This is a genomic window from Nocardia sp. NPDC059240, from assembly GCF_042753865.1.
In the GTDB taxonomy this organism is placed as follows: Bacteria; Actinomycetota; Actinomycetes; order Mycobacteriales; family Mycobacteriaceae; genus Nocardia.
This window is the reverse complement of the sequence record NZ_JBHZAC010000010.1, coordinates 245,319-265,069: the sequence shown is the minus strand read 5'-3', so window position 1 is coordinate 265,069 and position 19,751 is coordinate 245,319. Positions and strand designations below refer to the sequence as shown.

Here is a 19,751-nt window from a genome sequence, read left to right as displayed (position 1 = left end):
AGAGACACAAGTCGATTGACTGTTCAGGCGGGTGATGACCACCCCCGCCCAAGTCGTAGGAGGTCCGCTACATGCGGAACCCAAGGATCCGCCTACGCGAGCTGACGCTGTACCTGATCGAAGGTAACGCCGACGACCGTCTGGAACGGCACCTCGACGACTCTTCGCCCTCTCTGGACGCGGACGGTTCCACGCTGCAAGATGCGTTTCCAGTGCAGCACAAGCTGAATGCAGGAACCTGCGGGAACGTTGACGGTGATCTCCTCAGAATGGCTCTCGCGGAAATCCGAGCTATTTGAATATGTGTCGCGCAACGCGGTCTCGATCGTATGTTTGACGCTAGCCCACTGAGGGCCGAAGCCGAACTCGTTGTTCGTGCGACGACTTCTGTCGGTTCCGAAGGTGATGGTGTGCGACCACTCACGGCTAGCCCGCACAACCCGCACCACATTCGCTGCACCCGTACGGTTGTCGATCGTGCGTGTCTCGTCCCCCATCGGCTCCTCGGTTCGCTGAGCCTCGATGACCTCCAAGATTTGCAAGTCCGTCGGAAGGGGTGGCGCAGCGGCAGGGATCGGCGCGGTGACCTGTTCCAAGCTCCAGGAGTGCATCCACGTGAGGACCCGGAACCTGGTGGAGAACGTGATCTCCTGACCCGGCGCGATCGTGACAGCGACCACCGCGCTGCTCCCCTCACCGCACCTGATCTGCACTTTGTGCGTCCCAGCGGGGATCGGCAGGCTCGTTGTCGCTAAGTGCGCAACCTGGCCCGCGCTTCGCCCGTCGATCATAACGTGTACGTGTCGATGGAAAAGCTGGACGTCCCTCTCTCGACGGACATGGATGATGCAGGTCTCCACGTCTTCTCCCACCGTCGTGATGGCGTCGCGCTCGCGGCTTTCAGAGTAGGCGGCGGCGATAGCTGGCATGTCCGGTTCAGCCCAACGACACGCAGAGAGTGCGCGGGTCCCGTAGCGGATTCCTTCGGGCCCAAGGAATGCTCGACCTGTTCAAGACCAACAGCTATATGCCCGAGCCGGGGAGCCCACCTACTCCGTCGAAGCGCTGTAGCCCACGGTGGCGGAGTCGACGAATTCTCCAGCGCCACACCGTGCTCGGGGCGGAAGGTCGAGGACGGGCAGCTGATCGGCTACGTCGGTTCGAACGGCCAGCGGATCCGATGACTGGATGGACGCCTTCTGCAGCTGGCACTTTCCCGAGAAGTGCGACCTCCTCGGCCCGACAACGCTGCGGTACTCGACGAATTCGTGTGCTGGGTCGGGCAATGCTTCGTCCGCCGCGCCGGAGCGATCTGGGTCAACGACATCGACGGACCTCGCATCGGCCACAGCGCCTTCAGCCCTGCCGTCACGTACCGGCTGGCCCCGGAAACGGTGCCCGACAACATGGTTGAGCTGGTCGTTGCCCCGTCCAACGACATCTTGGAAGACGACGATCCCGGCTTCCCCACGTTGTGGGCACTCGACCGAATTCTGCGGGCACGCGTGGAGAGCTACCACTACCAGACAAGTCATCCGGACTAGCGGACTTTCCGAATGTGCCGGTGGGTCACGTGGCTGGCGGGCTGGCCTTTCGGACCGTCGGTGTAGCCTCTGCCGCTATGCAGCCTGCGTCCGCTGTGGTTTCGAAGATTGTTGACAGCCTCTCGCCGTTCAATGACCTCGAACGCGAGCACATCGCAACAACTTTGGACTGGCTCGGATCGACCGATGACGTCTTCCGGCGCGTAAAACCTGCGACGCCTCGCCGGACCTGGTTGCCTATGCCGTCCTCGTCGATCCCGAACGGCGCGGGGCCTACCTCGGTCAGCACCGTAGGGCAGGCCTGCACTTGCCGATAGGCGGACACATCGAACCGCAGGAGCACCCCCTGGACGCCGCACGCCGCGAGGCTCGCGAGGAGCTCGGCCTCGAACCCCACTTCGACGTGGCAGGCGGGCGCCCACTCTTCCTCACCTGAACCGTCACCGTCAGTTGGACGGCCGGGCAGTCGGTCACGCAACAGCGGTTTCTGCTGTAGCGGTTACGCATTCACCGCCGATACGACAGACCATCCGTGAGCGCGAGGCTGCACGCGTGCGGTGAGCTGTCACGCCGATGACCGTGACGGTCGCATCATCGCCTGCTTGTGAACGCTGCCGGGATCCCTTCCTGTGGGGATGGTGCGTGCGGGTGTAATCGAGTTCGAGGGAAGCCTTTTCGTAGTGACGCACCTCATGAACTTTATTTACGAAATATATCTTGCAGCTCTTCTGGTGGTTACCGACGAGTTCGCTTCCGCTCAATTGCGGGCATAGAGGTACCGCACATATCCTGTAGTCGCGATCCGGTGCGGGGGCGCAATCATTTCGGCGATATCTGCCGACGGGGATGAACAAGAGGAAGGTTGTCTGTGTTTGCAGTGAATTCGAAGGCGGAACTTCGATGACCACCTATACCGGATTGTCCCCCGAACTGGCGCGATCGTGGTGGCTGCTGTCGGCGACCTCCGACAACACCAGCCACATGGCGGGTACCCGCGCCGACGTCGCTGTCATCGACCTAGAGGACGGTGTAGCTCCGCAGCGGAAGGGCTTCGCGCGCACCGTGGCCCGTGGGATTCTCGAGCAGGCTCCGGCCTGGATCCGCATCAACGACGTCCGCTCGCCGTACTGGCGCGACGATGTCGAGGCGATCGGCGACCTGTCCCAGCTGGCGGGTGTCATGATCGCGAAGGTCGACTCGGCGACCGATATCGAGCTGGTCTCCGCCGCCCTTCCCACGCCGGTGCCGCTGGTCGCATTCATCGAGACGGCCGTGGCTTTGGAAGCGGCGCGGGAGATCGCCGATCATCCCCGGGTCTGCCGCCTCGCCCTGGGCAGTGGCGATCTGCGCATGGATCTGGGGGCGGAGCCCGGATCAGCGATTCTGGATTACGCGCGTTCGCGGTTGGTCGTCGCCAGCCGGGCTGCGGGCCTGCCGGGACCCATCGATGGCCCGTCGATCGTGAACGACGAGGGCTTCGTGCAACGGGAGACCGCCGCGGCACGTTCACTGGGCATGACCGGCCGGCTTTGCCTCGACCCGGCGCACGCCGCCCTCATCAATACCGTCCTCAGCCCGACCGTCGACGACATTGCGGCGGCGCGAGCGACCATCGCCCAGCTCGGTTCGGACGGAGCCAACGCGACCAAGGGCAGCGACATCCCGCGTTTGCGCCGTGCGCACCGCACCATCGACCTCGCCTCCCGGTTCGATCTGATCTAGGGTCGCGGGTCGAGAAGTATCGCAAGGGTCGTGCCCGACCGGACGGTCTCCTCGCTGGTGCGGATTCCATTGTCGGCCAGGGCGAATGGGCCGATCCGTTTCCGGTATTGATGGTCGTCGGAGTGACTTCTGCCGATCAGGACACCGAACGCCATGATCGGCAGGAGAAGCCGCGAGCTCATGGGGCCACAGGAATCCCGGCTTGCTCCGGTAGGAATCGAGCTAGGCGCGTCGAGTTGCTGGGATTCGCCGCGGGCGACGTGACACTTCATGTAGCGAATTCAGCTGCGCCGCACGAGCGTCCCCGGCCGCGACACCTGCGAAGGTCGGCAAGAAGGAGGAATAAGAGACTGGCTAACCGGACTCTGGGGCCGAGGGGATAGACCGCATTTGCAGATCGTACTTCGGACGGCCGCTTCTGGCGGGTTACCGCCTCTGTGTCATCTGTCAGCAACTACGGTGCTGTCATGGCCAACGCCGAACCCAGTGAAAACGTCAAGGATCGTCGTTCGGGCGTGCGTGTGTGGCTCGCGCCCGCAATTGTGGTCTCGCTCCTGATGGCCCTGCTGGCCACGATGTATCTGGCTTATGTGGTCGACCCTTCCAAACACTTGCATGGTTTTCCGATCGCCTTGGTCAATCAGGACGACGGGGATGTCATCGGTGGCAAGCCTGCGAACGTGGGCAAACAGATCAGTGATGCTCTCGTCCAGCAGATCCCCAGCGACAAGATCGATCTGCGGGTGCTCGGCATCAACGCGGCTCAACAGCAGTTGACGGCCGGAAGTGTGTACGGGGCCATCATTATTCCCAGCGACTTCACGAAGCGGCTCGGTATCTTCGCCACGGCCAGCGTGGTTGCGGGGGATGTCACCCAGCCCACCATCACCGTCAACACCAATCCGCGGACCGGGTCGTTCAATGCGCAGGTGGTCCAGTCGATCGCGGGAACGGCTCTCGCGCAGGCCAACAAGACCGTCGGACAGCAGCTGACGCAGACCGTGCAGGAGCAGCTGCAACCCGCCGGGGGCGGACAGGCACCCGAGTTGGTCGGGCTGAGTCGTCTGATGCTGGCCAAGCCCATCGACGTGTCGGTTGTTCCGTTCCGTCCGCTGCCCAGTGGCACCGGCGGCGGTCTGACCGCGTTCTTCTACACCCTGATGGTCCTGCTTGCCGGATTCACCGGCGCCATGGTCATCAACGGAATGGTCGACTCGTCCCTCGGTTTCGCACCGACGGAGTTCGGCCCCTGGTACGTGCACTACCCGGCGACGCCGATCTCCCGATTCCGGACATTGCTGCTGAAATGGGGTGTCATCACCGGCACCGCACCGGTGGCCTCGGCGATCTTCATGGCCGTCGGGCACGCGCTGGGCATGCCGATCGACCGACCACTGATGTTGTTCCTGTACAGCACCTTCGCCATCATCGCGGTCGGCGTCACCGCCCTGTCGATCGTCTCCGCACTCGGCACCGCCGGCCTGCTGATCAACCTCATCCTGTTCATCGTCCTCGGCATGCCATCCTCCGGCGGCACCATCCCGATCGAAGCCATCCCGAAATCCGTTGCCTGGCTTGCCCAATTCGAACCGATGCACCAGGTGTACCTGGGCATCCGCGCCATCCTCTACTTCAACGCCGACGGCTCGGCAGGCCTGAGCCGCGCAGTCTGGATGACCCTGCTCGGCCTGACCATCGGATTGGTCCTGGGTGGCACGGTCACCCGCTACTACGACCGAAAAGAACTACTCCGCGCTCCCGCCGCATCACGGTAGGTGTGCGAAAGAACCCGATCGCCGAATGGTGTATCGAGGCCGTCAGTGTTCGGCCGCGTACTGGTATCCGCCCTGGAGCCAGGCGGCGAGGAGGCGGCCGTAGTCGTCGGCGGCTTCTTCCCAGGCGAAATGGCCTGCGTCGAGGGCTTGGATTTCGTTGTGCGGGAGGGTGTCCGACAGGAATTGATTGTTCGACCAGGGGACGAGGTCGTCGTTCTTGCCCGCCATGATGAAGGTTGGTGTGGAGATGGTGGGTAGTAGGTCGCGCAGGACTTGGTTCTGTTTCGGGTAGTGGCGGACGAAGCGGGCCGATTCGGCGAAGCGGCCGAGGTCGTAGGCGCTGACGTAGTCCTCGTGGACTTCCGGCTCGGTGGCCGCGGAGGCGGCCGATTCGACCGAGTGGCCGATATTGGTGCGTGCGTCCAGGCCGCGGATGATCTCCAGGTCGGGTGCCTCGATGACATCTTTGAGAGCCCCGCCCGCCTCGATCGGGTGGAGGACGGCTCCGCCTCCGAGGATCAGGCTCGTGACGCGGTTGGGCGACGACGCTGCCAGGAAGAGCGCTGCCGCGGTGCCGACGTCGGGGCCGACGACATGTGGCGCGCCCAAGCCCCACTCGTCGATGAGGCGGGCGAGGAACTCGCCCATCGTGTCGGGTGCGATGAGGTCCGTGCGGTGCTGGTCGGAATGGCCGAAGCCCGGCATATCGATGGCGACCACCCGTGCCAGCGGGGTGATTCGATGCCAGATCCGCCGAAAAGCGAAGAGCGTCTCCGGCCAGGGCGCGAGCATCAGCACGATGGTGTCCGTGTCGGCCTTCGTGTCGGCGTAGCGCACCCGCACTCCGTCGACGACTCGGAAGTAGGTGTTGATCGATGCGGGTTGTTGCGCGCTCATCTGCCTGCCCTTCGGAACCTGAAACCAAGTGTGGCTGTTCGGTGTTCGTGTTCGGGGCCGAATAGTGGGAGCGCTCGAATCCGTGTCAGCCGATGATTTGGATCTCGTTGCCGTCCGGGTCGCGGAGGCGGAACATCGGGGGCACGTGGTCGCCGAGTCGCAGGATGGTGTCGTCGACATCGATGCCGCGGGCACGCAATCCGGCGTGCGTGGCGGTGATGTCGTTGCTGTGCAGGATGATTCGGGTGTCGCCGCCGACGCTGCCCCACATGCCGCCGCGGGGCGGCACGAGTGCGATGGTGGTGGCTGATTCGGCCGGTGCGACTTCGAGCCAGCGGAATCCGGCTTCGGCCTGGAAGTCTCGGCGGAGTTCGAGTCCGAGGGCGTCACGGTAGAACGCCAGGGCCTGTTGCTGGTCGGTGACCGGCACTACGACGGTCGCGATCGAGTCGAGCAGGGTGGCGGTGGATTCGGCGGTCATCGGGTGACTTCCGTCGGGCGGGGTTCGATGAGCACCATCCAGTTGCCCGAATTGTCGCGGCAGACCGCTTCGGTGCCATAGGGGCGCTCGACCGGTTCCTGAACGAATTCGACCCCTTTGCCTTTCAGGTCGGCATAGGTCTGGTGGCAGTCGTCGACGTTGAGGCCGAGTCCGCCGAGTCCGCCGGCCTTCTGCGCCAATTCGAGTTCGCGGGCCAGTTCGGCGGTGAGGGGTGGGCCGAAGCGCACCAGGCTCACCAGTAGTTCGGGCTGGGACGGGTGTCCGACCGTGCACCAGCGGTAGCCGGGGCTGATCTGTACGTCGTCGCGCTCTTCGAAGCCGAGCACATCGATGTAGAAGCGTTTGGATTCCTCCTGGTCGGCGACCAGGACGTTCACGATTGCGACTCCTGAAATCATGGCGAAACTCTATGTCGCGGCGGTGTCGCCCGGCTTCTCCTCGATTGCGGAAATTGGTTGCCGCTCGGCCAGTCCCCACATCAACACCACGCACCCGGGAATGCGTGGCGGGCCGAGCTCGCGATACCGGGCCTGGAACTCCGACGGTGATTCCCCGGTGACCGCGCGAAAGCGTCGCGAAAAAGTGCCGAGCGAATCGAATCCGACCGCTAGCGACACCTCGGTTACCGACAGATTCGCAGCGCGAAGGAGGTCCTGCGCGCGTTCGATCCGGCGCACCGCCAGATACGCGCCCGGCGTCTGCCCGTATACCGCGCGGAAAAGCCGCAGAAAATGGTATTTCGACACCCCGGCGACCGCCGCCAGGCGATCGAGACCGACCTCTTTCGAGTCGAACTCCCGGTCGATCAGGTCGCGCGCACGCCGCAGATCCGCCAACAACGCCTCGGGCACCCGCTGCTCGGTCACAGCAACCAGTCTGCCCCGCGCCCGGCAATTCCGGAGCCCGGCCAGTCGCAATTCACGTCAGAAAGGGACTTTCGATGTCGACGCTGTCGATAGAGCCTGATGGTGCTCCCTAAGTATTGGGGGACAACAGAATTCGTGGCACGCCAGGGTCTTCCCGCCCGGTTACATTCCCCGTCGTCACCTGGCAATCAAAGGAGCAGATTTTGTCCATCAAGCGTTTGGCGGCAGGAACGGTTCTCGCGGGTGCAGCAGTCCTGATACTCGGTACGGGCGCGGCGACCGCCGATATCCCGCTGGATCAGCTCGTCGTTGCGGCGAGCAGGTCGAGGTAGCGGTGGGCGAAGAGGTAGGCGTCACCGGGCCACCGCGCCGACAGGTAATTGCCATCCGAGACCGTGAACGCAGCGCCATCATCGGTGGCGGTACCACGGCGCACGAGTTCGGTTGGGCCGCGCTGGAATTGAATGCCAGGTTCGGTGAGGGCGGCCCGGACCTCGTCCTCGACGTAGGCCGGGTACGTGCGGTAGTAGCGGCCCAACCGCCAGGCGGTCAGGAAGTAAGCGCTGCGCTCCATATATTTCGGCAGGCACGTGGTGCGCCGATCGGCTAGCACGCTGCGGCCGGTAGCGGGATTCTGCGCGCGAGCCAACACCAGCACCCCATGGCAGATGGCACCGAGGGGCCGCTCCAACCCCCAGAACCGGCCGATCTTCTCCTGCAGCACAGCGGAGCCGAGGTACTGCCGCATTCCGGGCGCGTGCCCGCCGGGCAGGAGCAGCCCGTCGAATTCCGCGACGTCGAGATCCGACCACGCCATCGTGGCACGGAATTCCGGAGCTTCGGTGAGCTGCCGATAAAACTGTTTCGGCTCGTCCTCGGCTCCGAGCTGACCGAACAGCACCCCGGTCAGCAGCCGGGGATCCGCCTGCGGAACGGTGCCGGCGTGTTCGGTGGCGAACACAACCTCATGTCCGGCGTCGGTCAGTATCCGCCACGGCACCGCGACCTCGGTGACATCGAAATCCCTGTCCGGGACTGGCATCAGCACGCGCATGACAGCATCCTCGCAGGCTGCCATCGCCGGTGCGACCTCCGCCCGCGTCCCTTCGCGAATGGCTATCGTGGTGTGCAGATGCTTTTCTGCGCCGGGGGGTGTAGCCGATGATCGCTGGTTTCCGGCAGTTCGCCGAAAGCAGTTCCCGCCCATGAACGTTCATTCCCTCCGAACCGCCGACGCCACCGCCGGCGCCGTCTACCGGAGCGAACTTCGGCGCCAGGCCTGGCCCTGGTCCATCGGAATGTTATTGGTGTCCTGGCCGATCCCAATGCTGACCGGGCTGCTCCTGTATCGACTGGGCGATCTGCTCGCGACCTGGGCGGCGTTCGCGGTGCCGGCCTCGTGGCTCGCGTATGGACTCGTCCTCCTGCTGCTGCCGACCCCTTTGCCGGACCCGATCGGACCCGGCCTCAGACCTCATCCGGAATTGCCGCGACGCCCCACCGCTGCGGAAGCCGAAACGCTGGATCCGGCCTGGCGTGCTGTCACACGCACCATCGGGCTGGCGGAAGGGCCTTTCTCGCTCTGGGTGCGGGATACGCCGGGGCCGATGGGGGTCGCGCATCCCGCCGGTTTCGTTATCGTGTCCACCCGGGCAGTTCATGAGTTGTCGACGGCCGAACTACGCGGCGTGCTGGGCCACGAGATCGGCCATCGCGTGGGCGACGGTGGCGGGGCCTGCTACCGGCTGTCTTGGCTGTACAGCGGGCTACTGCGAATGTGGTTCGGGGTGGCCGCGAGTGGTGCCTCATGGCTGACCCGCAGGTGGCCCCGGCTCCAGATCGCCGCCGCGGCTATCACCCAACTCGGTGTACTGACCGGCTTGGTTGCGCTGTTGCACTTGCTGTTCGGCACGGCAGCCGCCGTCATGCTGCCAGTTGCGGCCGCGGCGCAGATGGGCGGCCAGCGCGCGGTCCTGCGCCGCAACCAGTACAACGCCGACCGGGTGTCGGTGGATCTCGGCGGCGGCCCTGGATTGCGCTCGTACCTGTTGCGCACGACCCGGTCGACCTTGTACCCGCGCCGATACCTGCCCCTGCGGAACCGAATGGTCCTGCGGTGTCTCGAAGTCTGCTCGACCGATCCCTGGCCGGATCGGCGAATTGCGGCCCTCGGGGTCCGCATGCTCGGCAATCCTTCGCGACCACCGGATCTGCCTCGGCCCGGATGGTTGGCGCGGCTCGTCCACGCCGTCCTCGCCCCGCTCGGGCGACTGCTGTACTGGAGCATCACAGCCCCGACTCTGAATCCGTTCGCGGGCAGGCGAATTCCGGACTTCGAGCCGCGCCCCTATCGGCGCCGAAGACGACGTCATCGGTCACGATCCTGAGTTGCGCCGCTACCGGCGTCGAAACGGTCCGTCGAGTGCGGCCCATTGCAGGAGCATGATGGTTTTGGCGTCGGCGATATCGCCCGTACGGATCATGGTGAGTGCCTGGGGGAACGGGATTTCCACGGTGGTGATGTCCTCGCCTTCGGTGGCGATTCCGTGGCTGCCGGTCGCGGCGTAGTCGTAGGGGGCCGCGAAGAAGTGCAGGCGTTCGGTGACGGAGCCGGGGCTCATGAAGGCTTCGAAGACGGGTTGGACTTCGCCGATGTGGTGGCCGGTTTCTTCTTGGGCTTCGCGGCGGATCGCCTCCGAAGGGCTGTCGCCGTCCAGGAGTCCGGCCGCGGTCTCCAGGAGCATGCCGTCGGGGTGCCCGTTGACGTAGGCGGGGAGGCGGAATTGGCAGGTGAGCAGGACGGTTTCGCGGTCGGTGTTGTAGAGCAGGATGGTGGCGCCGTCGCCGCGGTCGTAGGTTTCGCGTTGTTCGCGGGTCCAGTGGCCGTCGTTGTGCTGGTAGTCGAAGGTGGTGTTGCGCAGGATGTACCAGTTGCTGGCGAGCACCTCGACATCGTGGATTCGTACGCGCGGGTTTCCGGTCAGGTCGCGGCCGTGGAGGTGTAGGCCGGTGCGGCCGCGGCGATCCGGGGTGTCGACACCGTCGGTCATCGGACGGTCTCGATCGCGGTGCGGCCGAACGCCTTCAGATTCTCGGCCAGGAAGGACTCGAGCGTGCGAGGAGGTCGGCCGAGGATCTCGGCGACGGCTCCGGTGGGCTGTTCCGGTCGGGCGATGGCCATGCGCTGAATCTCGGTGACGTGGTCGGCCAGCCAACCGGGCATGCCGGATCGCTCGACGAGCTGATCGCGGAAATCGGCGGGCGGAAGGTCGATATAGCGGACGGGGGTGTCCAGCAGGGTGCTCAGGATGGCCGTGAGGTGAGGGTAACTGTAGGTCTCGTGACCGGTGAGAGTGTATGTACCCCCGGCGATTTCAGTCCGCGTCAGGGCAGCCGCCGCGACATCGGCGAGATCGCGGCAGTCGATATAGTTGCAGGCGGCCCCGCCCATGGTGCCGACGATGACGCCCTGCGCGGCCACCTGAGGCGCGAGCAGGAGCAGCTTCTGCATGAACGCGTACGGCCGCAGAATGGTGTGGGTCAGGCCGGAGTCCCGCAGCACCTCCTCGATCGCGTGGTGCCACCGCGAGATCGCCACGGGCGCGTCCGGCTCGGCCGCCGGTGCGGAGAGTTTGACGATGTGATCGATGCCGCCGGCTGCGGCGATCTCGATTGCGCGAGTTTCGAGTTCGACCTGATCCGGGCGGTTCACCATGGTCAGAAACAGTTGGCTCGCACCGGCGAATGCGGAGCGCAGCGATGCCGGGTCGGTCGCGTCGGCGTATCGGACGTCGACGCCGGCGGACGCATTCAGGTCGGCGCGCAGGCGATCCGGCTCCCGGGTCAGCGCCCGGCACGGCACCTTCAGGGCGGCGAGGCGATTGACCAGCGCATTTCCGGTCGTGCCGGTGGCTCCCATGACGACGATCATCTGTCTTCCTTCCGATAGGTCGAACTCCAGCGCGCCGTAGTGATCACGGTGGCGATGAGGGCCGCGATCGGGACATCGACGCTCAGGCGGTTCGGTAGTTGCGCTACCGATCCGAGCAATTGGGTGAGTGCGACGGCGACCACGACGGCTCCGATACCGGAGGCCACGGCCAGCCGAACGGGTGTTGTCCGTCGCAACCTCGGGTAGCGGATCCCTCTGTGTTGCAGCCACATTCCGATCGCCAGTGCGACCACCGCGGACGTCCCGGCGATCGATGTGAGTGCCGCGACCATGAGATCCGCACGGCCGGTGATCAATCCGCCCGCACCGGCGCAGATCGCCGGTGCCAGATACGCGAAGAGCACCTCCCGCCACAAGACGAACCGAGTCTTCGTGATCGCTGCAGCCATCTGATTAGGTACCTAACTATATGATCGTGACGAACCTCGGCTCACTGCCCGTCCGTGGTCAATCGGTCAGTGCGGCGATGCCCTGGTTGATGCGTTCGAGGAGGTCGAGGAAGGTGGCCCGCTCCTCGCGGGAGAGTCCGCTCACCATCGACTGCAACCGGCTGAAATGCTCCGGCGCAACCTCTCGCAGCTTCTCGGCGCCCCGCGCGGTGAGTACGGCGACCGCCGCGCGCCCGTCCTCGGTCGAGGCGCGCCGCACCACCAGCCCCTGCTGCTCCAGCCCGTGGATGAGCCCGGTCACCGTGGCCCGGGTGACGCCGAGGACGGCCGCCAACTGTGATGGCGCGAGCTCGCCGTCACTGTCCTCGAGCGCGGCCAGCAACCGATACCGCCCGGTGGACAACCCGAATCGGGTGAAGTGCGTCTCGGCGGCCTGCCCGAGCCTCGTGCCGGCGGCCAACAGGCGCACGGCGACCAGTACCGCCTGCGGATCGGCTTCCGCTTCCAGCCCGTAGCGTCGAATCTGCTTGCGCGCCTGCGCCAGGGTGGGGGAGTCGATACTCGACGGGCCGGTCTCCATGTAACTAATATGGCACCTAACTAGTTTGTGGTCAAAGGACTGCGAGGTAGATCTCTTCGGCGCATGATCTCGCCGTGATCGATCGATGATGACCGGCCTGCGATGGTCTGGGCATGCGCAACAAATCCAGGCTTCGGGCCGCGGCGGCGATACTGCTTCTGGCGGTGGCCGGGTGTGGTTCCACCCCGGCGGCGACCCCCGGCGGCACCGCCCCCGCGAAGGGCTCGTCCACCGGCGGGAGTCAGCCCGATTACACGCCCACCGGAAAACTGGTGGCAGACTCCGGGTTCCGGCCCGCCGTCGATGGTTTCGGCTTCCAGAACTACGGCAACGACAGCGGCCCGATCAATCTGACCGCGAATACGATGCGTGCCCTGTTCGGTGACGCGGTCTGCGCGAGCACCCAGGGCGATTGCGAGCTGATCCCGCAGGCCGAGACCTGGATGGCCGAACAGAACAAGGGCATGGCGAACGGTCACTGCTACGGCATGTCGGTGACCAGTCTGCTGGTGGCCATGCACAAACTCGATCCGGCCAAGTACGGCGCCGACAGCACCGTGAAATTGGATCTGGCCCACAATGCCGCACTGCAGGAGATGATCGCCCAGCAGTTCGTCGGCCAGTGGATGCCGAATGTCGTCGCTGGTCAGGTGAAGGGCAGCCCCAAGCAGATCGTCGACAAGCTGACCGAGGTCCTGAAACCCGGTGCGGCCGAGACATATTCGGTCGGCTTCTACAAGCGGGACATGACCGGCGGCCACGAGGTCACGCCCTATGCGATCGAGGACAAAGGCAACGGACAGTCTTCGATTCTCATCTACGACAACAACTTTCCCGGCGTCACCAGCCATATCGATGTCGATCGCAACGCCGACACCTGGCGCTATCAGACCGCCTCGAATCCGGCCGATCCGAGCGAGCCCTACGACGGCGACGCGGGCACCGCGACGCTGATGCTGGATCCGACGACGCCCGCGCAGCAGCAACAGACCTTCCCGTATCTGGTGCACGACACCAAGGGTGCGAAGGGTGCCAAGCCCGGCGGCCCGGCGCTGACGGTGTTCCTCGACAGTGATCCGGTCGACCACGGACACCTGCTGATCACCGCCGATGGCGGCAAGCGGATCGGCTACGTGAACGGCAAGCGGATCAATGAGATTCCGGGCGCGCGCTTCGTCGACGTCAAGTCGAACAACTCCACCTACAAGTTCGAACCGGAGTACCAGATCCCGGCCGGTACGCATTTCACCGTCACGGTGGACGGCGCGGGACTGAAGAAGACGCAGAAGTCCGATGTGGTGATTCTCGGCGGCGCCTTCGACGTTTCGGTCGGCGGCATCAACCTCGCGCCCGGCGCCACATCCACGATCGATATGGGAATCGACGGTGACCGGGTGAAATACACCTCCACCGACGCTCAGGCTCCCGATATCGAGATCGGTGAGAGCTACGACAGTTCCGACTACGCCTTCGCGGTCAGCAAGGCCGCGGTCGGTCCGGGCGGCACCGTCGAGGTCACACTCCCGCTGGACCGCAACGTCTTCACCGTCGACGCCACCAAATCCCGCGCACCCGCCTCGCTGGGCGTGACCATGGAGCGCATCGACGACCACGGCAAGCGCACCTTCAGCAAGGACGGCGTCGCCGTGTCCGGAACCGCCACCGCCGCCTTCGACTTCGACGCCTGGGACGGCGGCGGCAAGGCCATCGCATTGACCGTCACCGACCAGGGCAAGAAGAACACCACCCAACTCCCCGCGAACTGAGTCGCTACAGTGGAGGATTCGGGGGCGCTCGGGCGCGCCTCCGGATTGGGGAGGATTGATCATGTCCGACAACGATTTCCGATTCACCCGCCTGCGGCGGATGGTGCGTCGCGCGACAGCGGTCGCGACCCGGGGTCCGGCTGTCGCCGCGTCCGCACCGGTTGCAAGCCTACCGGCGGCCGAGAGCCCGACCCTGCACATTCCGTCCCGCAAGGTATGCCCCCGGCTGCCGGAATGGGTTTTCACCCTGAACGGATCCGAATTTCAGAAGATGCTCGACTGCGACCACCCGCTGCCTCCGGCCCTGACGGTGACCGATTACCTCGCACATCAGCAGCGGCACTTGGCGATCCGCCTGGTCATGGACCCGCCCAACGGTCGCAAACCCCGCACCGTCCTCGAATTCATTCAGCGCTGCGACGCGGCTGAACTGCGCACGATCTGGGCCGAGACCGTCGGCGGCGACGCCCTCGTCGCCACGGCCACCGCGGGCCCGCTACCCGCCCTGTCCCTGCTGGCCGCCGAAATGCTCGACCGCGCGCACCGCTGGCAGGACCTGCTGGAACTCGAACACGCCAGTGACAGTGCCGGATTTCGGGCGCGGGAGTTGTTCAAGGACTACGTCCACCCCGACCGCGTCGACCATGTTCGCGTCGGCTGGGGCGTCACCGGTCGACGGTGACGCGGTCAGGGATGCTGAAGCGGCTCTGCCGGTAGAGCTGTCGCGGGACGCGGCCATGGGCGGCCGTGATACCGCTCGATGGCGGTGTTGAAGCGCCCGAGATAGGCGGCCAGCGTGGCGACCTCCGCCTCCGGCCAGTCGGCGAGGATGGCATCCAGGTGGCGGATGCTTTCGGTGCGTTCGTCTTCCAGCGTCGCGGCACCGTCGGCGGTGACACGGAACTTGCGGGCGATCCCGCCGTCCGGATCGGGGATGCGTTCCAGGAGACCGGATTTCATCATGGCGGCGGTCTGACGGTTCAGCGTCGACACGTCCAGGGCGAGGGCTTCGCTGAGCTGACCGATGGACAGCGGACCATTGGTGCGCAGCAGGCTCAGGATGGTGTACGCGCTGCGGTCGAGCCGGTCGTGGCCCTTGCGGGAGATGAGGCTGTAGCGCCCGAAGAGCATCGCCTCGAACTCGAGCAAGTCGGTGGGTTTGGTCAATTCCGTTCCTTCCGCTGATCCGCGTCGACCGGCGTTCCGCGTGCTCATCACTACACCCTACGGGATGTGCATACGGCACTAGATATGCGCAATGCACGCGATGTGTATATTGCACATAGTTGCTCGTAGTGTTGAGGAGAAGCACGTGACCCAACCCGATGCCAGGCCGCGGACCGGCGGCATTCTGGCGGTGCTGGCCTATACCGGCATCATCGCCTCGCTCATGCAGACCCTGGTCGTGCCGCTGCTGGGCGAGTTGCCGCGGCTCCTCGGCTCCACGGCGTCCGACACCTCGTGGGTCGTGACCATCACCCTGCTGGTCGCCGCCGTGGCCACGCCGGTCGCGGGTCGGCTCGGTGACATGTACGGCAAGCGCCGCATGATGATCGCCTCGACCGTGCCACTGATCATCGGCTCGATCACCTGCGCGCTGGCCGGATCACTGATCCCGATGATCATCGGTCGCGGCCTGCAGGGGCTCGGCGTCGGCGTGATTCCACTGGCCATCGCGTTGCTTCGCGATGTGATGCCGCCGCAGCGGCTCGGTGCGTCCATCGCACTGATCAGCTCGTCGCTGGGCATCGGCGGCGCCTTGGGCCTGCCGCTGGCCTCGGCGGTCACCCAGTACAGCAACTGGCGCGTAATGTTCTGGGCCGCAGCTGTTCTCGTCGCCGTCGCGACGGCATTGCTGGTGGTCGTCGTACCGGAGGGCAGCGCCGAGGGATCGTCGGGGCGTTTCGATGTCCCGGGTGCGCTGCTGCTCGGTGCCGGGTTGGTCGCCTTGCTGCTGCCGGTATCCAAGGGTGCCGCGTGGGGCTGGAGCAGCGGGGCGACCCTGGGACTGTTCACGGCCTCGATCGCGTCGCTGCTGGTGTGGATGTGGTGGGAACTTCGCGCACCGGAACCGCTGGTCGACCTGCGTATCACGGCCCGCCCGCAGGTGCTGGTCACCAACCTGGCCAGCATCGCCCTCGGTGTCGGCATGTACGCACTGCAACTGAGTGTGCCGCAGCTGCTGCAGCTTCCGAAGGCGCTGGGCTACGGTCTGGGCCAGTCGATGCTGGCCATGGGCCTGTGGATGGCGCCGGGCGGATTGATGATGATGCTGATCTCCCCGATCGGCGCGAAGCTGTCGGCACGGCGCGGTCCCAAGGTCACGCTGACGACCGGTGCCCTCGTGATGGCCGTCGGCTACGGCCTGGGCGTGCCGTTGATGGGCTCGGTGTGGGGCCTGCTGGTGGTGAACATCGTCTGCAGTTCGGGCGTCGCCTTCGCCTACGGCGCGATGCCCGCCCTCATCATGGGTGCGGTCCCGCAGTCGGAGACCGCCGCCGCCAACAGCTTCAACACCCTGATGCGCTCGATCGGCACCTCGGTGTCCTCGGCGGTCGTCGGCGCGGTGCTCGCACAGATGACGATTTCCGTGGCGGGTCACGCCATTCCGACGGAGAACGGCTTCCGGGTCGTCTTCCTGATCGGCACCGGCGTCGCCTTGCTCGCCGCCCTCATCGCCGCCGCCATCCCGGTCCGCCGTGCCACGCCCGAATCGGCCGCCCGCCCGGCCCAACCGGCGGCCGCATCCAGCTCCTGAGGTGTCAGGCTGCGCGGCGCTCGGGTTCGCTGCGGTAGCGGGACCGGTCTCCGTCGATGTGCAGGAATTTCCACAGTCGGCGGGTGACCGGGTTCATCAGGCCCAGTTCGTCGGCGAGGGAACGCATGTCACCGAAGTAGCCGGTGAGGGTCTTCGCGCCCGCCGGGCCTTGCCAGAAGGCTTCCTTGATGACCTCGCGTGGAATGTCGAAGCGGCGGGCGAATTCCGGTGGGGGAGCCATGATCTCACCGGCCAGCCATCGCATGGCGAGTGGGAAGGCGATACCGCAGACATTGCGGTACGCGATATTCATAGCCGGGACGTGTTCCTTGAGGAACTCGTTGGCGAAGGAGATGTGCCGGGCTTCCTCGGCGATATGGATCTCCATGCAGCGCACTACCGCCGGCGGCAGGTTCGCGCCATTGCGGATGACCGCCTTCTGATAGTGATCGATGGGTTCCTCACCGCCGAGAATGCCGATGAACAGAATCGCCCACGCGTACCCGCCGGCCACTCCGATGAACGGCGACAGTCGCCGGAAGATGGGCCGCATCCCGGGCACATCCACGCCGATGCGATTCACCAGCTCCTGGAACATCTGAATGTGGTTGCACTCCTCGGTCATCTCGTGGAGGCAGTAGCGGAATTCGGGGGAGCCGTTGGGCAGCTGCATGATGTACTGCATCATTCCGCGGATCAGGACGCTCTCGAAGGCCGCACCGACCTTGACGGCGTTGGCGATCCGCCACTTCCCGATCTCGATCTGCCGTTCCAGCGGCTGTGCCCGATACCATTCGGTCGCGCCCAGCGGGTCGACTTCCGGGGCCAGCACCCAGCGTGGATCGTGCGGGTCGATCGCGAATTCCGGTGCGTCCCAGGGGATATCGAGGTATGGATCGAACCGGCGTTGCACCGATCCCTCCGAGAGGGTGTGCAGCAGGTCCGTGTAGTCCCGTGCCGCAGGAACTTTGCCCGACATCGTCGTCAGAGCCATCATTGCCTCCTGTGTGGTGCGACACAGTCCAAGATAAGTGCTAACCAGGGTTACAGACAACCCCGGATTTGCCCGGCGCACGGTAAATACCCAGCAGTCCGGGGCCGGTAGGATTTCGGCGGATCGGATCCACACGGATGAGGGGGTAGGGCTGATGGTCGAGATCGCACCCGCGAACATGCCACGGATCATCGGATTCCCGACCCCGGAGGTGAGTTTCAGCCCCGATCCGTGGTCGGGCGCGAAGATTTCCGAGGACCGGATTCGCGCGCTCGCGATCGGCGCGTACTACGCCGACAGCTGGGGCGCCTACCACGACACCGTCGCCTTCGCGCCGGAACTACCCGGCCGCCCCGAGACCTTGCGGGAGCGGACCATCGACGGTTTGCACGACGCGTGGGGCGTCGACAATGCCGAGGATGCCCGCGACACCATCGGCCGGCTGCTCGCGGGCATGCACGCACCGCTGTTCGCGCTGATCCACCCGCTGGCATCGGAGGCGGCCAAGGAGTCCTACCGGCCCGACCGTTCCGGCATCGCCTCCGGGCATCGCGACTTCCTGCACCTGCTCTCGCAATTCCGCGGCTACGAGGGTGCGGCGGGACTCGACCGCGACTACGACGCCTGGCTGCAGGCCATCAAACTCGGCATCGTCGACGGTCTGCCGCAGCCGTTGCACACCGACGCGACAGCGTGGGATCTGGCGCGCGTGGTGTTCATCGCCCGCGCGGCACACACCGCCGGGTACCTCACCGAGGACGAAGCGTGGCAGCACCTGCTGGCCGGGCTCGCCATCGCGCAAGCGCACTACCGCAATTGGCGACAATTCGGATCGGGCTTCCTGACCGGGGCGATCTTCTGGGCCGCGACCCGCGATCTCGCGGCGGCCCGGGAACAGGTCGGGGAACGCCGGAAAGTACTGCACGGCTTCCACATTCGGCCGTCGAGCCCGTGGCGGCGGGTGGCCCTGCACCCCGGCACGCCGATCAGTTCGGCAGCGCCAGCATGATGCCGATGGCCTGACGCTGAAAAGCTTCGTCCTCGACCATGCCGAGCCGGCGACGCTCCGTCAGCAACTGCCACTCCGCGAACAACTCCACCGCGGACGGCCGGGCCGGGCCGATCGAGCCGTCGAGCTGTTCGATCTCGCAGGCCAGTCGCAAGCCCTCGGCCAGCCGCGTGAAATCCGCTGCCTCCCAATCGATGAACTCGTGCGCGGCGGGGAAGGCGTGCACCCGTAGCGTCGCGACCGCGCCGGGCGCCGCCGGCGGCACCACCTCGGTGCGGTCGACGACGGCGATCGGTAGCTCGTGGATGGCGTTCGTGCCCAGGAACAGCAGCCGCCGGGTGGTGACGGCCAGTAACCCCGGTATTCCGGTGTAGGTGGCCTGCGCCAGTTCGAGCACGTATTCGTCGGCCCTGGCCAGGGTCTGCAACGCGGTGATGCGGTGGGTGACATGCCCGGTGAATCGCATCCGCTGCGCGGCCGCGGTCACGTCCCGCCGCATCGGGCCGTGCGGTGAGGATTCCAGCGGCGGCGGGGTGAGATCCGGTCGCGGCGGCTGGATCCGCCGAGTATCGAGCAATTCCCGTTCGACGGCCCGGACCAGTTCGGCGGCCTGTTCACGCAGCTCCGGCTCGAGGAACACCGGCACCGGATGGTGTTGCGTGGCAACACCGTTCACCACGTACTCGGGGGAGTGGAAGTACAGCAGCACCGCGATGCGACCGTCCTCGGTGGTGGCCACCCGGGTGCGGCGCAGCACCGAGATCGGCACTTCGAGCGCGCTCTCATCATTGGCCTGCAACGGCTGGGTGACCAGCCGCCCCTCCCCGAAACGGATGACCGTGCGCCTACCCCACACTTCCAGCATCGCCCCTGCCCTCCCTCACTCCACCGCCGGGCCATCCCGAATCTGCAGCGTAGCGAAACCCTCGGACATCCTCGGTTCCGGGCAGTGTCGAGCACTGAATTTCCCTGCCGAAAACCGTCTTACGTGGCAAAG

At 65.7% G+C, this 19,751-nt stretch carries 23 protein-coding genes; 9 read left to right on the top strand and 14 right to left on the bottom strand.

Annotated elements, in window-relative coordinates; genetic code table 11:
- Positions 1-92: 92 nt before the first annotated feature.
- Positions 93-929 (bottom strand): hypothetical protein, encoded by an 837-nt coding sequence (locus ACFXHA_RS33275; RefSeq protein WP_379363172.1) that lies wholly within the window; start codon positions 927-929, stop codon positions 93-95.
- 294 nt (positions 930-1,223) lie between these two features.
- Here ACFXHA_RS33275 and ACFXHA_RS33270 point away from each other — a divergent pair, with 294 nt between their 5' ends.
- The 3 genes from ACFXHA_RS33270 to ACFXHA_RS33260 all read left to right on the top strand — a co-directional run bounded on the left by ACFXHA_RS33270 (position 1,224) and on the right by ACFXHA_RS33260 (position 3,266).
- Positions 1,224-1,544: a hypothetical protein gene (locus ACFXHA_RS33270; protein ID WP_379363170.1), complete on the top strand. Its 321-nt coding sequence runs from the start codon at positions 1,224-1,226 to the stop codon at positions 1,542-1,544.
- A 229-nt stretch (positions 1,545-1,773) separates the two neighbouring features.
- Positions 1,774-1,980: an NUDIX domain-containing protein gene (locus ACFXHA_RS33265; RefSeq protein WP_379363459.1), complete on the top strand. Its 207-nt coding sequence runs from the start codon at positions 1,774-1,776 to the stop codon at positions 1,978-1,980.
- Between the two features lie 464 nt (positions 1,981-2,444).
- On the top strand, positions 2,445-3,266 hold the full coding sequence (locus ACFXHA_RS33260) for an HpcH/HpaI aldolase/citrate lyase family protein (RefSeq protein ID WP_379363168.1): 822 nt from the start codon (positions 2,445-2,447) through the stop codon (positions 3,264-3,266).
- Here the strand turns inward: ACFXHA_RS33260 and ACFXHA_RS33255 are convergent.
- Positions 3,263-3,448: a hypothetical protein gene (locus ACFXHA_RS33255; protein WP_379363166.1), complete on the bottom strand. Its 186-nt coding sequence runs from the start codon at positions 3,446-3,448 to the stop codon at positions 3,263-3,265. The genes ACFXHA_RS33260 and ACFXHA_RS33255 overlap by 4 nt on opposite strands.
- A 285-nt stretch (positions 3,449-3,733) precedes the next feature.
- Between ACFXHA_RS33255 and ACFXHA_RS33250 the strand changes: the two genes are divergently transcribed.
- Complete coding sequence (locus tag ACFXHA_RS33250; protein ID WP_379363164.1) at positions 3,734-5,041, top strand: YhgE/Pip domain-containing protein; 1,308 nt, start codon at positions 3,734-3,736, stop codon at positions 5,039-5,041.
- A gap of 42 nt (positions 5,042-5,083) precedes the next feature.
- Here ACFXHA_RS33250 and ACFXHA_RS33245 read toward each other — a convergent pair whose 3' ends face one another.
- The 5 genes from ACFXHA_RS33245 to ACFXHA_RS33225 form a co-directional block, all read right to left on the bottom strand.
- Positions 5,084-5,938 carry an alpha/beta fold hydrolase gene (locus ACFXHA_RS33245; RefSeq protein WP_379363162.1) on the bottom strand — a complete coding sequence of 285 codons (855 nt, stop codon included), beginning with the start codon at positions 5,936-5,938 and terminating at the stop codon, positions 5,084-5,086.
- A gap of 85 nt (positions 5,939-6,023) precedes the next feature.
- Positions 6,024-6,419, bottom strand: coding sequence for a VOC family protein (locus ACFXHA_RS33240; protein WP_379363160.1), 396 nt, complete (start codon positions 6,417-6,419; stop codon positions 6,024-6,026).
- Entirely contained in the window at positions 6,416-6,838 is a 423-nt protein-coding gene (locus tag ACFXHA_RS33235; RefSeq protein ID WP_379363158.1) for a VOC family protein, read from the bottom strand. Before ACFXHA_RS33235 ends, ACFXHA_RS33240 begins: the two co-directional genes overlap by 4 nt.
- A gap of 9 nt (positions 6,839-6,847) precedes the next feature.
- Complete coding sequence (locus ACFXHA_RS33230) at positions 6,848-7,315, bottom strand: helix-turn-helix transcriptional regulator (protein WP_379363457.1); 468 nt, start codon at positions 7,313-7,315, stop codon at positions 6,848-6,850.
- 289 nt (positions 7,316-7,604) lie between these two features.
- Complete coding sequence (locus ACFXHA_RS33225; protein WP_379363156.1) at positions 7,605-8,360, bottom strand: type 1 glutamine amidotransferase domain-containing protein; 756 nt, start codon at positions 8,358-8,360, stop codon at positions 7,605-7,607.
- Positions 8,361-8,511: 151 nt separating this feature from the next.
- Here ACFXHA_RS33225 and ACFXHA_RS33220 point away from each other — a divergent pair, with 151 nt between their 5' ends.
- Complete coding sequence (locus ACFXHA_RS33220) at positions 8,512-9,693, top strand: M48 family metalloprotease (RefSeq protein WP_379363154.1); 1,182 nt, start codon at positions 8,512-8,514, stop codon at positions 9,691-9,693.
- Positions 9,694-9,702: 9 nt separating this feature from the next.
- Here ACFXHA_RS33220 and ACFXHA_RS33215 read toward each other — a convergent pair whose 3' ends face one another.
- From ACFXHA_RS33215 to ACFXHA_RS33200, 4 genes are read right to left on the bottom strand one after another with little or no spacing between them, the layout of a single operon-like run.
- A complete protein-coding gene (locus tag ACFXHA_RS33215) occupies positions 9,703-10,356 on the bottom strand; it encodes an NUDIX domain-containing protein (protein WP_379363152.1) in 654 nt (217 codons plus the stop codon).
- Positions 10,353-11,237 (bottom strand): NmrA family NAD(P)-binding protein, encoded by an 885-nt coding sequence (locus tag ACFXHA_RS33210; RefSeq protein ID WP_379363150.1) that lies wholly within the window; start codon positions 11,235-11,237, stop codon positions 10,353-10,355. The genes ACFXHA_RS33215 and ACFXHA_RS33210 overlap by 4 nt, the downstream gene beginning before the upstream one ends.
- A complete protein-coding gene (locus tag ACFXHA_RS33205) occupies positions 11,234-11,647 on the bottom strand; it encodes a hypothetical protein (protein WP_379363148.1) in 414 nt (137 codons plus the stop codon). The genes ACFXHA_RS33210 and ACFXHA_RS33205 overlap by 4 nt, the downstream gene beginning before the upstream one ends.
- A 58-nt stretch (positions 11,648-11,705) precedes the next feature.
- Positions 11,706-12,227: a MarR family winged helix-turn-helix transcriptional regulator gene (locus tag ACFXHA_RS33200; RefSeq protein WP_379363146.1), complete on the bottom strand. Its 522-nt coding sequence runs from the start codon at positions 12,225-12,227 to the stop codon at positions 11,706-11,708.
- Between the two features lie 113 nt (positions 12,228-12,340).
- On the opposite strand from ACFXHA_RS33200, the gene ACFXHA_RS33195 reads away from it, so the two are divergent.
- Both ACFXHA_RS33195 and ACFXHA_RS33190 read left to right on the top strand, forming a co-directional pair.
- Positions 12,341-13,993, top strand: a complete 1,653-nt coding sequence (locus ACFXHA_RS33195; RefSeq protein WP_379363145.1) for a hypothetical protein — start codon at positions 12,341-12,343, stop codon at positions 13,991-13,993.
- A 61-nt stretch (positions 13,994-14,054) separates the two neighbouring features.
- Positions 14,055-14,675: a hypothetical protein gene (locus ACFXHA_RS33190; RefSeq protein WP_379363143.1), complete on the top strand. Its 621-nt coding sequence runs from the start codon at positions 14,055-14,057 to the stop codon at positions 14,673-14,675.
- Positions 14,676-14,680: 5 nt separating this feature from the next.
- Here ACFXHA_RS33190 and ACFXHA_RS33185 read toward each other — a convergent pair whose 3' ends face one another.
- The gene (locus ACFXHA_RS33185; RefSeq protein ID WP_379363141.1) at positions 14,681-15,160 is read right to left on the bottom strand and encodes a MarR family winged helix-turn-helix transcriptional regulator; all 480 of its coding nucleotides are present in this window, start codon (positions 15,158-15,160) and stop codon (positions 14,681-14,683) included.
- A 145-nt stretch (positions 15,161-15,305) separates the two neighbouring features.
- On the opposite strand from ACFXHA_RS33185, the gene ACFXHA_RS33180 reads away from it, so the two are divergent.
- Positions 15,306-16,751: an MFS transporter gene (locus ACFXHA_RS33180; RefSeq protein ID WP_379363139.1), complete on the top strand. Its 1,446-nt coding sequence runs from the start codon at positions 15,306-15,308 to the stop codon at positions 16,749-16,751.
- A 4-nt stretch (positions 16,752-16,755) separates the two neighbouring features.
- On the opposite strand, the gene ACFXHA_RS33175 is transcribed toward ACFXHA_RS33180, so the two are convergent.
- Positions 16,756-17,745 (bottom strand): diiron oxygenase, encoded by a 990-nt coding sequence (locus tag ACFXHA_RS33175; protein ID WP_379363137.1) that lies wholly within the window; start codon positions 17,743-17,745, stop codon positions 16,756-16,758.
- A 154-nt stretch (positions 17,746-17,899) separates the two neighbouring features.
- Here ACFXHA_RS33175 and ACFXHA_RS33170 point away from each other — a divergent pair, with 154 nt between their 5' ends.
- The gene (locus ACFXHA_RS33170) at positions 17,900-18,754 is read left to right on the top strand and encodes a DUF1266 domain-containing protein (protein ID WP_379363135.1); all 855 of its coding nucleotides are present in this window, start codon (positions 17,900-17,902) and stop codon (positions 18,752-18,754) included.
- Here the strand turns inward: ACFXHA_RS33170 and ACFXHA_RS33165 are convergent.
- Positions 18,732-19,619, bottom strand: coding sequence for a hypothetical protein (locus ACFXHA_RS33165; RefSeq protein WP_379363133.1), 888 nt, complete (start codon positions 19,617-19,619; stop codon positions 18,732-18,734). The two genes, ACFXHA_RS33170 and ACFXHA_RS33165, sit on opposite strands and share 23 nt — an antisense overlap.
- Between the last annotated feature and the right edge of the window lie 132 nt (positions 19,620-19,751).